The organism is Salinifilum aidingensis (genome assembly GCF_054782015.1).
Window position 1 is genome coordinate 25,413 of the sequence record NZ_BAAGTH010000005.1, and the last position, 14,244, is coordinate 39,656.

Annotated in this window: 11 protein-coding genes; 3 read left to right on the plus strand and 8 right to left on the minus strand. The window is 74.0% G+C overall.

The window, feature by feature from the left end; all coding sequences use genetic code 11:
* Window positions 1–180: 180 nt before the first annotated feature.
* Together ACYVJE_RS08605 and ACYVJE_RS08610 are read right to left on the minus strand one after the other, a co-directional pair.
* Window positions 181–1,656 (minus strand): SulP family inorganic anion transporter, encoded by a 1,476-nt coding sequence (locus ACYVJE_RS08605; RefSeq protein ID WP_461144058.1) that lies wholly within the window; start codon window positions 1,654–1,656, stop codon window positions 181–183.
* A 399-nt stretch (window positions 1,657–2,055) separates the two neighbouring features.
* Window positions 2,056–2,457 (minus strand): MerR family transcriptional regulator, encoded by a 402-nt coding sequence (locus ACYVJE_RS08610; RefSeq protein WP_461144214.1) that lies wholly within the window; start codon window positions 2,455–2,457, stop codon window positions 2,056–2,058.
* Between the two features lie 447 nt (window positions 2,458–2,904).
* On the opposite strand from ACYVJE_RS08610, the gene ACYVJE_RS08615 reads away from it, so the two are divergent.
* The gene (locus ACYVJE_RS08615) at window positions 2,905–4,221 is read left to right on the plus strand and encodes an MFS transporter (RefSeq protein ID WP_461144059.1); all 1,317 of its coding nucleotides are present in this window, start codon (window positions 2,905–2,907) and stop codon (window positions 4,219–4,221) included.
* A gap of 180 nt (window positions 4,222–4,401) precedes the next feature.
* Here the strand turns inward: ACYVJE_RS08615 and ACYVJE_RS08620 are convergent, their stop codons facing one another.
* The 6 genes from ACYVJE_RS08620 to ACYVJE_RS08645 all read right to left on the minus strand — a co-directional run bounded on the left by ACYVJE_RS08620 (window position 4,402) and on the right by ACYVJE_RS08645 (window position 10,808).
* Window positions 4,402–5,493, minus strand: a complete 1,092-nt coding sequence (locus ACYVJE_RS08620; RefSeq protein ID WP_461144060.1) for a D-alanine--D-alanine ligase family protein — start codon at window positions 5,491–5,493, stop codon at window positions 4,402–4,404.
* A 64-nt stretch (window positions 5,494–5,557) separates the two neighbouring features.
* On the minus strand, window positions 5,558–6,970 hold the full coding sequence (gene pdxR, locus ACYVJE_RS08625; RefSeq protein WP_459160056.1) for a MocR-like pyridoxine biosynthesis transcription factor PdxR: 1,413 nt from the start codon (window positions 6,968–6,970) through the stop codon (window positions 5,558–5,560).
* 93 nt (window positions 6,971–7,063) lie between these two features.
* Window positions 7,064–7,528, minus strand: a complete 465-nt coding sequence (locus ACYVJE_RS08630) for a cysteine dioxygenase (RefSeq protein ID WP_459156946.1) — start codon at window positions 7,526–7,528, stop codon at window positions 7,064–7,066.
* A 307-nt stretch (window positions 7,529–7,835) separates the two neighbouring features.
* The gene (locus tag ACYVJE_RS08635) at window positions 7,836–8,951 is read right to left on the minus strand and encodes a cystathionine gamma-lyase (RefSeq protein ID WP_461144061.1); all 1,116 of its coding nucleotides are present in this window, start codon (window positions 8,949–8,951) and stop codon (window positions 7,836–7,838) included.
* Window positions 8,948–10,012 carry an NAD(P)H-dependent glycerol-3-phosphate dehydrogenase gene (locus ACYVJE_RS08640; protein WP_461144062.1) on the minus strand — a complete coding sequence of 355 codons (1,065 nt, stop codon included), beginning with the start codon at window positions 10,010–10,012 and terminating at the stop codon, window positions 8,948–8,950. Before ACYVJE_RS08640 ends, ACYVJE_RS08635 begins: the two co-directional genes overlap by 4 nt.
* On the minus strand, window positions 9,996–10,808 hold the full coding sequence (locus ACYVJE_RS08645; RefSeq protein WP_461144063.1) for a lysophospholipid acyltransferase family protein: 813 nt from the start codon (window positions 10,806–10,808) through the stop codon (window positions 9,996–9,998). The genes ACYVJE_RS08640 and ACYVJE_RS08645 overlap by 17 nt, the downstream gene beginning before the upstream one ends.
* Window positions 10,809–11,000: 192 nt before the next feature.
* Here ACYVJE_RS08645 and cofC point away from each other — a divergent pair, with 192 nt between their 5' ends.
* Window positions 11,001–11,801, plus strand: a complete 801-nt coding sequence (gene cofC, locus ACYVJE_RS08650; protein ID WP_461144064.1) for a 2-phospho-L-lactate guanylyltransferase — start codon at window positions 11,001–11,003, stop codon at window positions 11,799–11,801.
* Between the two features lie 144 nt (window positions 11,802–11,945).
* Window positions 11,946–14,234 (plus strand): RNA degradosome polyphosphate kinase, encoded by a 2,289-nt coding sequence (locus ACYVJE_RS08655; RefSeq protein ID WP_461144065.1) that lies wholly within the window; start codon window positions 11,946–11,948, stop codon window positions 14,232–14,234.
* The last annotated feature ends 10 nt before the right edge of the window (window positions 14,235–14,244 follow it).

The following is a 14,244-nucleotide window of genomic DNA, read 5'->3' on the forward strand; positions in this document are numbered from 1 at the left end:
CCCTGGTGCGGTGGATCTCCTCGTCGATCGACGAGTGGCTGGACGCCCGGTCCAGCACGCCCGCGCTGCTGGGGGTTGGCCCCCGGTCGCCGGTCACCGGCGACGGGGATCGCCGCCGTCCCGGAAGCGGCCGACCGAGCCGGGCACCGCGCTCGTGGGGCGCGATGCCCGACCCTCCTGCTAGTGGCTGCCGGCGAGCTCGCCGGTGAGCTTGGTGTGCATGGCCTCGCTGCGCTCGTTGAGCCCGACGATCTCCACGGTCTTGCCGTGCGCCTCGTACTTCGTGGTCACCGCGTCCAGGGAGGCGACCGTGGAGGCGTCCCAGATGTGCGCGTCGGTCATGTCGATGACCACGTGCTGCGGATCGCCGGCGTAGTCGAACTGGTAGACGAGGTCGTTGCTGGAGGCGAAGAACAGCTCGCCGGTGACCGCGTAGACGATCTGGCCGCCCTCGGGATCCTCGCTCGCGGTGACCTCGACGAGGTGGGCGACGCGGCGGGCGAAGAGGACCATGGCCGTGATGCTGCCGACGACCACGCCGATGGCGAGGTTGTGGGTGGCGACGACGACGACCACGGTCGCCACCATGACGGTGGTCTCGCCGAGCGGCATCCGGCGCAGCGTCCGCGGGTGGATGCTGTGCCAGTCGAAGGTGCCGAAGGCCACGAGCACCATCACGGCCACCAGCGCGGCCATCGGGATCTGCGAGACGACCGGTCCGAGCGCCAGGCACAGGATCAGCAGGAAGATCCCGGCCAGGAACGTGGAGAGCCGCGTGCGGGCCCCGCTCTTCACGTTGATCATGGTCTGGCCGATCATCGCGCAGCCGCCCATGCCGCCGAAGACGCCGGTGAGGATGTTCGCCACGCCCTGGCCGATGGACTCGCGGGTCTTGTTCGAGTGCGTGTCGGTGAGGTCGTCGACGAGCTTGGCGGTCATCAACGACTCCATGAGCCCCACGAGCGCGAACGCCAGCGCGTAGGGAGCGACGGTCGTCAGGGTGTCCACAGTGAACGGAACCTCGGGGATCCCGGGCACCGGGAGGGAGTTCGGGAGCTCGCCCTTGTCGCCGACCGCGGGGACCGCGATGCCGGCGGCGACGGTGAACGCGGTCAGGCCCACGATGGACACCAGCGGCGCCGGGACGGCCTTGGTCAGCCGCGGGAGCAGCACCATGAGCGCGAGCCCGGCGGTGAACAGCGGGTACACCTGCCAGGGAACGTCGACGAGCTCCGGCACCTGGGCCATGAAGATCATGATGGCCAGCGCGTTGACGAAGCCGACCATGACGCTGCGCGGGATGAACCGCATCAGCCGCGCCACCCCGATCGACCCCAGGAGCACCTGGAACACCCCGCCGAGGACCACCGCGGCGAGCAGGTGGCCGAGCCCGTGCTCGTGCACGAGCGGGGCCAGCACGAGCGCGACCGCGCCGGTGGCGGCGGAGATCATCGCGCTGCGCCCGCCCACGACGGAGATCACCACCGCCATCACGAAGGAGGCGAACAGCCCCACGCTCGGGTCGACACCGGCGATGATCGAGAACGAGATCGCCTCGGGGATCAGCGCCAGCGCGACGACCAGCCCCGCGAGGATCTCGGTGCGGGCGACTTTCGGGGACAACCACGCGGGGCGCACCCCGCGCAGACGGGACAAAGACACAGTGTTCGACACAACTCAACCTGACGTGCTCGGGCGCCGTTCTCACGGCGCGATGTGCCCACCGCGGCGGCGCGCGGGGAGAAGGCAGACGTGACGGGGACGGGACTCCCGTCCACCCGGGCGGTCACGGGTGACGGCTCAGATCGGCCGGATCACACCCTGCTCGGTACGCATGGACGCTCCTCGGTTTCGCGGTCGAAGGCCGGGGGCGTCGGTGACCCCAGAGACCGAGCGGCGCGAGGCCGCAACGGCCGCAACTCTTCCCTGACGTTAGACAACGCTCGCGGGGCGGCGCACTCCCCCACCCGCCCGATGAGCGCCGGATCACGTCGCGAGCCGCGTCACAGCGGCCCGGGAGGTGCGGCACCTGCGCCGACCAGTCCGCGGACCCCCTCAGTCGCGGTGGATGTGCGCGGGCCACGTGCCGCGCCGCGCGATCTCCACGTACGCCTTGAGCAGAGCGGCGAACTCCTCGCCGTCGCGGAGCTGTTCGCGCAGGTCCGCGCAGGACTCGTCCGCGTTCCCGGCGAACTCGGCGAGCCGCTCGGCGGGGTCGTCGAGTTCGGGACCGCCCGGCGCGGGGTCGAGGATGGCGAGCAGCTCGCGCATCTCGCCCAGCTGGAAGCCCAGCGGTTTCATCCGCTTGATCAGCAGCAGCCGCTGCACGTCGGGCTCGGTGTACAGGCGGAACCCGCCCTGGCTGCGCGCGCTGGGCACGACCAGGCCGACCTCTTCGTAGTAGCGGATCGTGCGCAGGGACAGCTGCGTGCGTTCCGCCACCTCGCCGATCTGCATCCGCTCGTCGGCCACACCGCGTCCTTCCTCGTCCCGCTGCGGCGCCCCGCACCGCTGTGACGTCGTGCTCCGCTCGCCCGCGTCCGCTCGTCGCACCGAGGCTACCGACCGCACCGGGGCGGCGACGCGGCCGCTGACCGCGCGCCGCGGGCAACCCTGACGTCGCGATAGGGTTCCGGGCGGAGCACCGCTGCGCTTCCGGGCAGCGGGCCGGAGCGGCCGCGTTCCGCGCACGCCCGAGCTCGCGCTCGTCCGGCGCGGAACCGCTCGGCGCGGAGTTCCCCGCAGAACCACCGCAACGCGGAGCACTGCGCTGCGAACGTTCGTGTGAAACACGAACGTTCTGTCGTGGGATGCGTCACCGCGCGGTGTCCGCCGCACCCGCGGAGGCGTAGCACGGTACGCCGGCCGCAGTGACAGCACACGCGAGGACGGAGAAGGAGCCGCGTGCACACCGCTTCCGAGACGAGAGCACCGACGCAGCCGACCGCGGATCCGGGGACCGGGCGCGGCGACCGGGTGCGGGTGATCACCGCGGCGTCGATCGCCCTCGCCCTCACCGCCCCGGGGCAGACCGCCGCGATCTCGGTGTTCATCGACCCGCTGATCCGCTCGCTGGAACTGCCGCGCGCGGCGGTCTCCACGGCCTACCTCGTCGGTTCGCTCTCCGGGGCGCTGGTGCTGCCGCTGCTCGGCAGGCTCATCGACAGGTACGGGCCGCGGCGCGTCATGCTCGCGATCGGCCTGTGCTTCGGCGGCGTCCTGCTGGCGGCCACCGCGGTGACCGAGGTCGTCGGGCTCACGGCCGCCTTCATCGGCATCCGCGTCGGCGGCCAGGGCGCGCTGAACCTCGTGGCCACCACGACCGTCGCCGTCTACGTCCACCGCCACCGGGGTTTCGCGATGGGCGTGACCTCGGCACTGGGCACCGCGGGGATCTCGCTGGCACCGGTGCTGCTGGAGCGGTTGATCGCCGAGCTGGGCTGGCGCGCGGTGTGGGGTTGGGAAGGCGTGGCCGTCCTCCTGCTCGTCGTGCCCGCAGCGGCGTTCGTGCTGCCCCGGAAACCGCCTCGGGCGCCGCGCGGAGCGGAGGAGTCCGGGGACGGCGGTTCCGGCCGCGGCCGCCGCAACCTGCCCGCGGTGGACTGGACCCCCGCGGAAGCCGTGCGCACCGGCATGTTCTGGCTGGTCGCCAGCGGCGTCGGAACGTGCAGCCTGGTATCCACCGGCCTGACGTTCCACCTCGTGTCCGTGCTCGGCGAACGCGGGCTCAGCCCGGCCGAGGCCGCCGCCACGTTCGTCCCGCAGACCCTGGCCGGGCTCGGCGCGAGCTTCGCGCTCGGCTGGCTCGCCGACCACATCGGCGATCGGGCGCTCATCATCGGCGTCATGGCCGTACTCGCCGGTGCGACCGCCGGCGCCGGCTGGGTGCAGCCCGGGTGGAGCGCGTTCGCCTACGGCTGCGCGCTCGGCATCTGCATCAACGGCGTCCGCACGCTCGAAGCCGTGGCCTTCCCCCGCTGCTTCGGCCTGCGGCACCTGGGGGCGCTCCGCGGCACGGTGCACTCGGTGACCGTGGGGGCCTCCTCGCTCGGGCCGCTGCTGCTGGCCCTCGGCCGCTCGGCGGCCGAGTCCTACCGGCCCGCACTGCTGGCCATGTGCGCACTGCCGCTGGCCGTGCTGCTGCTCGCGCTCGTGGTCAAGCACCCGCCGCCGGAACCGCCGGGCCGCGCCCGAGCGGCGGCCGGAGGCAGCTGGGAGTAGGAGGGCGCCCGATGTCCGCTGTCCGGGGCGGAGGGCCGGGGCAGCGGGGAGCAGGTGGCGACCCGGTGGGGATCCCGCAGCGAGGCCTCGCCGGAGGTTCCCCCGCCCGAGCCGCTGCACCAGCCGATCCGCGGACTCCCCGCGTCAACCGACCAGCGGAATCCCCACCGGGTCGCGGGATCACCGCAGGCCGGTGCCGCGCGCCAGCGCGGTGTCCACGAGGGTGGTCAGCAGCGCGCCGTAGTCCACGCCCATGTGCTCCCACATCCGCGGGTACAGCGAGATCGAAGTGAACCCGGGCATGGTGTTGACCTCGTTGAGCACGAGCGCGCCGTCCTCGGCGACGAAGAAGTCCACCCGGGCCAGGCCCTGGCCCTCGAGCGCGCGGAAGGCGCGCACGGCCGCGTCGCGCACGCCCTCGGCCACCTCGTCCGGGAGCTTCGCGGGGATGTCGAACTCGGTGACGTCGTCGAGGTACTTCGACTCGTAGTCGTACCAGTCGGCCTCGCCTGTCACGCGCAGCTCCGCGGGCATCGAGGCCTCCACCCGGCCGTCGGGGAACTCCAGCACACCGCACTCGACCTCGCGCCCGCTGCAGGCGGACTCGACGATCACCTTGGGGTCGTGCCTGCGGGCCTCGGCGATGGCGTCGTCCAACCCGCCCCAGTCGGCGACCTTGGTGATGCCGACCGAAGAACCGGCCCGCGCGGGTTTGACGAACAGCGGCGGCGACAGGCGCGCCCGCTGCTCGTCGTCGAGCGTGCGCGCCCCGCGGCGCACGACGGCGTACTCGCCGACCGGGAGCCCCTCCGCGGCGAGGAGCTTCTTGGTGTACTCCTTGTCCATCGACACGGCGCTGGCGAGCACGCCCGCGCCCACGTAGGGCAACGCGGCCATCTCCAGCAACCCCTGGATGGTGCCGTCCTCGCCGAAGGCGCCGTGCAGCACGGGCAGCACCACGTCCACATCGGACAGCGGCCTCCCGGCGCGGTCGGAGTCGAGGTGCACGAGCTCGCGCCGCGTCGGGTCCGCGGGCAGCACGAGCGCGGTGTCCTCGGCCACGCTGGGCTCCTGCCGGCCGTGCAGGGCCAGTTGCGCGGGATCGTCGGTGCCGAGGACCCAGCCGCCCTCCGCGGTGATCCCCACGGGGACGACCTCGAAGCGTTCCCGGTCCAGGTGCGCCAGCACGCTTCCGGCCGACAGGCAGGAAATGCCGTGCTCGCTGCTGCGTCCACCGAAAACGACCGCCACCCGGGTCTTGCGCTGTGCCATGCACCGGACGATACCGCGCCCCGGCAGGCCGCGCGGGCGGGACGTGCACCCGCTGCGCGGCCCCTCAACCCGCTGCTCCCGCCGTCCCGCCGCACAACCGGACCAGCCGCGACAGCGCGCTGTGCAGCTCCTCGCGCGGGCACGCGGCGAACCCGAGCGCGATGCCGCACCACACCTGCTCGCCCTGGTGGTGCCGCGCCAGGCCGTCGAGCACGAGCCCCTCCTCCCGCGCCCTGGCCAGGACGTCGCGCTCCGCCTCGGCGCTGGGCAGCGGGACCACGACGTGCGCCCCCGCCTGGTCGCCGAACACCGGGACCCCGGACTCCTCGAGAGCGCGCACCACCTCGGCACGCCTGCGCGAGAGCTCCCGGCGCAGCCGTCGCAGGTGCCGCGCCAGGTCCCCGGTGCGGGCGAACTCGACCAGCAGCCGCTGCCCCGCCGGCGCGGGGCCGGTGCCGGTGCGCTCCCGGTGGTCCAGCACCGCCGCGAGCACCGCGGCGGGGGCGACCATCCACCCCACCCCCAGCGTGGGGCTGAGCAGCTTGCTCGTGGTGCCGAGGTGCACGACGACGTCCGGTGCCAGCGAGGCGAGCACCGGCAGCGGCGACACGTCGTAGCGCAGCTCGCCGTCGTAGTCGTCCTCGACGACCAACCACCCCTCGGTGCGGGCCCGCTCCACCAGCGCGATCCGCCGCTCCGCGGGCAGCCGCCCCCCGAGCGGGTACTGGTGCGCGGGCGAGCAGTACACCGCCCGCACCCCGGACGGGACTCCCTCGACGAGGACCCCGGCGCGGTCGACCGGCGCGGGGACGACGTGCACGCCCGCGTCGCGGAAGGCCGCCACCGCGCGCTGGTAGCCGGGCTCCTCGACGGCGACCACGTCGCCCGGCCGCAGCGCGACCGCGGCGAGCTCGGAGACCGCGGCGGTCGTGCCACCGGTCGCCAGCACGTTGCCGACCGGGTCGGCGGAGGCGGTCACCGCCAGTCCCCGGTGCCGCAGCAGGTGTTCGAGCACGGCCGCGCGGTACTCCGGCAGACCCGCCCGGCTGGTGCGCCAGTCCGGCGGGTGGTCCGCGGCGGCCCGCCACGCCCGGCGCCAGGCTGCGGTGTCCACGCCTTCGGCCCACGGCGCGCCCGGCACGAGCGGCGTTTCCTGCTCCGGCCCCGGTCCCCGCGGCGCCGCGGGTGCCGCGGCGAGCCGGGACGCCGCGGCGGGCGGGGTCGTGGTGACGTAGGTGCCGGAGCCGCGCACACCGCTGATCCACCCCTCGGCGTGGAGCTGCTCGTAGGCCGCGGCGGTGACCGTGCGGCTGACCCCCAGCTGCCGGGCGAGCACGCGCGTCGAGGGCAACCGGTCCCCGCCCCGCAGGCGGCCGTCGGCGGCCGCCTGCCGCAGCGCGTCGGCGATCTGCGCGGGCAGCGGGATCGCGCTGTCCCGGGACAGCGCGATCGCCGGTTCCACGGCGGAGGCGTTCACCGGTTCCCCGCCCCCCACCGCGGCGACCCGGCGCTGCACCGCGATGACTCCGCGCTGCACCGGCGGTGCGGTCCTGTCCGAGTCACGGCGGGCCTACCGCCCCATGCGGCGTTCCGGGCTGTAGACGTGGATCGTCACGGCCGGGTCCGCGCCCTCGTTGCGCATCTGGTGCACGTAGTCCGGGCCGAACACGCGGGACTGGCCCGGACCGAGCACGTGCACCGCTTCGGAACCGGCCCGCAGCACGTTTTCCGTGATCGTGCCGTTGACGACGGTGAACGCGCCGGTGGCGCCGCCGTGGTGGTGCGGTTCGGCGCCCTGGCCCGGCAGCCAGCTCAGCAGCCAGACCTCGTGGTCCTCGGTGACGAGGAAGCGCTTCGCCCAGCGCTCGTCCGGGTCGTAGCGCAGCAGGTGGGCCCAGCGCGCGCGGTCGGCGGCCAGTTCCCGCGCCAGGCGCACCGGGTGCGCGGTGGACGGGCGGAAGGCGGTGGGCCTCACCGGATCGGCGGGGGAGGCCTCGGCAGGCAGAGTCACGGTGTTTTCCGGAACGGCGAACACGGGAGGGGCATCCTTCGCGAGCAGGGGCGCGCGGCGGCGGTGCGCACGCGCAGCGGCCAGGTGCGGAACCGATCAGCGCGAAAGACACGGACACAGCGCGCTGGCGACACGGCGCAGATCGATGTGGGCGCGCAGGCCGGTACCCCGGCGCACGCCCAGATCGAGGCGTCGGACTGTCCACGCACGCTGCAACACGCCACGCACCAAACCAGTCCCGGACCGCCCCGTCAAGCGGGAGATGCGCCGGTCACACTCCCGTGTACCCAGCATCACCGGCGTGCGCCCAGCACCCCGGGCGTGCCGCGCGTCACCCGAGCGCCGCGAGCACGTCCGCGACGAGGTCGGCCGGGTCCTCGCAGCCGGCGGAGAAGCGGACGAAGCCCTCCGGCACCGGATCGCCCCAGCGGGCCCGCCGATCCACCGTGCTGTGCACACCGCCGAAACTGGTCGCCGCGACGAGCAGGTCGCTGCGCTCCACGAGCCGGTCGACGGCAGCGGCGTCGGCCAGCCGGAAGCGGAACACCCCGCCCCAGCGCCGCATCTGGCGCGCGGCCACCTCGTGCGCCGGGTCCGCCGGCGACCCCGGCCAGCGCACGTCCGACACCGCGGGGTGCTCCGCGAGCGCGTCCACCAGAGCCGCCGCGTTCTCCGCCTGGCGCGCCAGCCGCAGATCGAGGGTGCTCGCGCTGCGGTGCACCAGCCACGTCTCGAACGGCCCGGGGATCGCCCCGGACAACGCGCGGGCGCGCTCCAGGCGCTGGGCCAGCTCCTCGTCCCGCGCGGACACGTGCCCGAGCAGCACGTCGCTGTGCCCGGCGAGGGCCTTCGTGTCGCTGGCCAGGGTCACGTCCGCGCCCAGCTCCAGCGGGCGCTGCCCCAGCGGGGTCGCGGTCGTGTTGTCCACCGCGACCAGCGCGCCGGCCGCGTGCGCGGCCGCGGCCACCGCGGCGATGTCGCAGACGTCCCCGCCGGGGTTGGACGGGGTCTCCAGCAGGACCAGCTTCGCCCCGGCGAGGACGTCCGGGCTCCACGGTCCCGGTGTCGGCACCTCCCGCACCTCGAGCCGCAGCGAGGCGAGCTCGCTGCGCACGAAGTCACGCGTGGCGTAGTAGCCGTCATCGGGCAGCACCAGGGCGTCGCCCGGTTCCAGGACGCTGCGCAACAGCGTGCTCACCGCCGCCATCCCCGAGGGCAGCAGGACGCAGCGCCCGCCGTCGAGGTCGCCGAGCGCGGCCTCCAGCGCGCGCCACGCGGGATTGCCCGCGCGGCCGTAGAAGTCCTCTCCCCCACCGGGCTCGCCGAGGTGGTACGGCGCGGCGAACACGGGGCCGGGGTGCAGCGGCGCCCCGGGCTCCGGGACGGGGTGTCCACCGTGCACGCAGCGCGTGCCGTCGCCGAATTCCTCCGGTCGGATCGGGCTCATCGCGGCGCTCCTGTTCCGCCGTGCTCGGACGTCGTGCGCGGTTTCTCCGGTTTGCGCTCGCGGCCGAGCAGCTCCGCCGCCGCCGGCCCCGGGGCGAGGCCTTCGTGGCAGACGCGGTGCACCACGTCGGCGATGGGCATGTCGACGCCGTGCCGCTCGGCGAGCGCGCGGATCGAGGTGCAGGACTTCACGCCCTCGGCGACCTGCCCGTGGGCGGCCTCCTGCGCGGCGGCGAGGCTCTCACCGCGCCCCAGGCGCTCGCCGAACGTGCGGTTCCGCGACAGCGGGGACGCGCACGTGGCCACGAGGTCGCCCAGCCCGGCCAGCCCGGAGAACGTCAGCGGGTCCGCCCCCAGCGCCTCGCCGAGCCGCGCGGTTTCGGCGAGCCCGCGGGTGATGAGCGAGGCCGTGGTGTTCTGCCCGCAGCCGAGGCCGGCCGCGATGCCGCACGCCAGCGCGATGACGTTCTTGCACGCGCCGGCGATTTCGATGCCCACCAGGTCGGTGTCGGTGTACGGGCGGAAGTACCCGGTCGAGCACGCGCGCTGCAGCCGCACCGCGCGCTCGTGCTCGGCGCAGGCCACGACCGTGGCGGTGGGCTGCTCCTCGGCGATCTCCCGCGCCAGGTTGGGCCCGGAGACCACGGCCACGCGCGAGCTGGGCACATCGGCCACCTCGGCGATGACCTCGCTCATCCTCTTGTGCGTGCTCAGCTCCACGCCCTTGGCGAGGCTGACGAGGGTGGCCCCGGCGGGCAGCAGCGGCTGCCACCCGGCGAGGTTCTCCCGCAGGCTCTGGCTCGGCACGGCCAGCACCACGGCCTCGGCGCCGTGCAGGGCCGCGGCGGCGTCGGTGGTGGCGCGCAGCCGCTCCGGCAGCGCGATCTCCGGCAGGTACGCCGCGTTCCGGTGCTCGTCGTTGACGTCCCGGACGATCTCGGTGCGGCGCGCCCACAGCAGCACGTCGTTGCCCGCGTCGGCGAGGACCTTCGCGAAGGCGGTGCCCCAGGAGCCCGCGCCGAGCACGGCGATGTGCGGAGTCCGCTCAGGCCGCACCGTCATCGCCCCGCTTCCGCTCCGCACCACCCGAGCGGCCGCGCGACCCCCCGCGCCGCGGCGAGTAGTACTCCTCGGGCGGCTGCTCGCCGCGCAGCCCGCCCAGCAGCGCGCGGACCCGCCCCATCACGAGCAGGGTCACCTCCTGGATCGCGTGCGCGTCCGGCGTGCCCTCCCGGTGGGCGGACAGGTCCACCGGTTCGCCGAAGTGGTAGGTGACCCGCTTGCGCGGGAACGGGCGGAAGCGCTTGGCGTAGTGGTCGTAGATGTCCCGCGTGCCCCACCGGGCGACCGGGATCACCGGCACGTCGTGGTGCAGCGCCAGCCGCGCCAGCCCGCTCTTCGGCCGCATCGGCCACCCGTCCGGGTCCTTGGTGATGGTGCCGTCGGGGTAGATGAGCACGATCTTGCCCTCGCGCAGCGCCTCGTGCGCGGCCTGCAGGCTCTTCTCCACGTCGGTCGTGCCGCGCGGGACCGGGATCTGCTCCGCACCGGTGAGCAGCGACCCCACCACCTTCACCCGCCACAGGTCGGCCTTGGCGAGGAATCGGGGGATGCGCCCGGTGCGGTGCACGGTCACCGCGTCGTAGATCGGGTCGAGGTGCGAGACGTGGTTGAGCACCAGCAGCGCTGGACCCCGCTCGGGGACGTTGCGCATCCCCCACGCGCGGGTGCGCGACAGCGCGGCGGTCAGCGAGTAGAACACCGCGCGAGCCAGGCCGATCCACAGCTTGCCGACGCCCCGCGCCGCCTCGCGGGTGCGGCGACGTTCACGCCGGAGACTCCTCCTCGGTTCCGCCACGACAGCTCCTTCGCACACCTCGCCCGCCTCGGGCCGCTTCGGGTCCACGTCAACCTACCCGCCGCCGTCCGAGGTGCACCCTCCCGGTTCCGGTCGAGGCGGCACAATGGGGGTGCCGCGCGCCCGGTGCGCCCGCGGCGACCACCCAGCAGGCGACCACTCCCCGCACGCCAGAGGAACCGGGAGGGCTCGGTGACCGTTCCCCCGGCGAGCACGCGCTCCGCGGTCGACGAGCACCGCGCTCATCTGGTGGTCCCGGTCAAACCGCTCGACCTGGCGAAAACACGGTTGCACGGCGCCGCGGACGCGGGTGCCGGGCGGCGGACGGCGCACACCGCCCTGGTCGCGGCGGTGGTGTTGGACACGGTGCTCGCCGCGCGCGCCGCGAGCGGTGTGGCGGATGTGACGGTCGTTACCTCGGATCCGGCCCTGCGGGCGCTGTTTCGCGAGCACGGGGTGGAAACGTGCGCGGACGCCCCGGACGCGGGCCTGAACGCGGCCCTGCGGCACGGTGCGCAGCTCGCGGTGCGGCGGGGCGCGCGCCGCGTGGGCGCGCTGCAGGCCGACCTTCCCGCGCTGCGGCCGGAGGAGCTCGACGCGGCGCTGCGCGCCTCCGGCGGCGGACGGGCGTTCTGCCCGGACCGGCACGGAACCGGCACGACCCTGCTGGTGGCGGGCCGCGACGAACCGCTGGAACCGCGCTTCGGCGCGTCCTCGGCCGCGGCGCACGCGCGCTCCGGCGCGCCGGCCCTCACCGGCCCGTGGCCCTCGCTGCGGTGCGACGTGGACACGGCCGCGGACCTCGAGCACGCCGCGCGCCTCGGCCTCGGAACGCGCACGCGGCGGGCGCTGGCCTCGCACGCGAGCCCGCGGGGAACCGCCCCCGGGGGAACGGCGCAGGAGGGCGCGCCGCAGGGCGGCGCGAATCAGGGCGGCGCGGCACCGGGCGGTGCAGCGGCCCCGGGCAGCACCGCGCCGGACCCGCTCGGCTGAGCGCGCCGCAGCGCACCGGGTTCGCCGGGAACCCGCTGGTCGCGGACAATCGCCAAGCGCGGCCGAACACTCCGCGGCCGGCCCGGGGCCGCGGAGTGACCGCTGCGTTTCGAACCCGTTCAACCGTCGAGGAACCCCCGCCGCATGAGCGACAATGACCAGGTGAACTCGGACAGCACGGACCGGACGAACGAACCGGCGCGCACCTCGGCGGTCGACTCGCCGGAAGGGCCCCGGGGCGCGGACGCCGCGCCGCGGACGCTCGAGCCCGGCGTGCCCGCGGGACCGTCCCTCGCCGACGGCGCGCCGCCGGAATCCGACGGGGACGCGCGCGTGCCGTCGGCGCCGCCCGCCGCGACGCGGGCCGCCGCCAGCACCGACCTGCCCGACGACCGGTACCTCAACCGCGAGCTGTCCTCGCTCGACTTCAACGCGCGGGTGCTCTCGCACGCCGAGGACCCCTCGCAGCCGCTGCTGGAGCGCGTGAAGTTCCTCGCGATCTTCGCCTCCAACCTGGACGAGTTCTACATGGTGCGGGTGGCCGGCCTGAAGCGCCGCGAGGAAGCCGGCTTGGCCGTGCGCAGTGCCGACGGGCTCACACCGCACGAGCAGCTGGAGCGGATCGCGGCGCGCAACCAGGACCTGATGCGGCGGGTGTCCCGGGTGTTCACCGAGGAGCTGCTGCCGGAGCTGCGCAGCCACGGCATCACCGTCATCAGCTGGGAGGAGCTCGACGCCGAGGACCGGGAGCACATGTCGGCCTACTTCGAGGAGCACATCTTCCCCGTGCTCACGCCGCTCGCGGTGGACCCGGCGCACCCGTTCCCGTACATCTCCGGGTTGTCGCTGAACTTCGCGGTGAACGTGGCCGACCCGGAGGCCGGCGTGCGCCGGTTCGCCCGCGTGAAGGTGCCGGACAACGTCGCCCGCCTCGTCCGCGTGGAGTCCGAGCGCAACGGCGAGCGCGCCACGTTCCTGCCGCTGGAGGAGCTCATCGCCGCGCACCTGGGCAAGCTCTTCCCCGGCATGGAGGTCGCCGAGCACCACATCTTCCGCGTGACCCGCAACGCCGACCTCGAGGTGGAGGAGGACCGCGACGAGGACCTGCTGCAGGCCATGGAGCGGGAACTCGCACGACGCCGGTTCGGCCCACCGGTGCGGCTGGAAGTCACCGACACCATGAGCGAGAACATGCTCGAGCTGCTGCTGCGCGAGCTCGAGGTGGACCGGCACGACGTGGTCGAGGGGCGCGGGCTGCTGGACCTGTCGTGCCTGTTCCAGCTGCACCGGCTGCAGCGCCCCGAACTGAAGTACCAGACGTTCGTGCCCGCGACGCACCCCGCGTTCGCCGAGGGGACGTCCAAGAGCATCTTCGCCACGCTGCGCGAGGACGACGTGCTGCTGCACCACCCGTACGACGCGTTCTCCACCACGGTGCAGCGCTTCATCGAGCAGGCCGCCGCGGACCCGAACGTGCTGGCGATCAAGCAGACGCTGTACCGCACGTCCGGGGACTCGCCCATCGTCGACGCGCTCATCGACGCGGCCGAGGCGGGCAAGCAGGTCGTCGCCCTGGTGGAGCTGAAGGCGCGGTTCGACGAGCAGGCCAACATCCAGTGGGCCCGCACGCTGGAACGCGCGGGCGTGCACGTGGTCTACGGCCTCGTCGGGTTGAAGACGCACTGCAAGACCGCCCTGGTGGTCCGGCAGGAGGGCTCGACGATCCGCCGCTACTGCCACCTCGGCACCGGCAACTACAACCCGAAGACCGCGCGGCTGTACGAGGACCTGGGGCTGCTGACCGCCTCGCCCGAGGTCGGCGCGGACCTCACCGACCTGTTCAACGTGCTCACCGGCTACGCCAAGCACGACACCTACCGCAAGATCCTCGTGTCACCGCAGGGGATCCGCGGCGGCATCGTGGAACGCGTGGAGGCGGAAGCCGAACGCGCCCGGCAGGGACTGGGCAGCGGCATCCGCATGAAGGTCAACTCGCTCGTGGACGAGCAGATCATCGATGCGCTGTACCACGCCTCGCGGGCGGGCGTGCCGATCCGCGTCGTCGTGCGCGGGATCTGCGCGCTGCGGCCGGGGGTCGCCGGACTGAGCGAGAACATCGAAGTACGCTCCATCCTGGGGCGGTTCCTGGAGCACTCGCGGATCTTCCACTTCGAGGGTTGCGAGGAGCACTGGATCGGCAGCGCGGACATGATGCACCGCAACCTGGACCGGCGCATCGAGACGCAGGTGCGGGTGACCGATCCGCGGCTGACCGCTCAGCTGGACTCGATCCTGGATTCCGCCCTGCACCCGGCCACGCGCTGCTGGGTGCTCAACGCGAAGGGCGATTGGGAGGCGTCTCCGCGCGGCGTGGAGCGCGTGCGCGACCACCAGTTGGAGATGCTGCGAACGCACGGTGCGAAGGTGTCGTGAAGCACGAGGT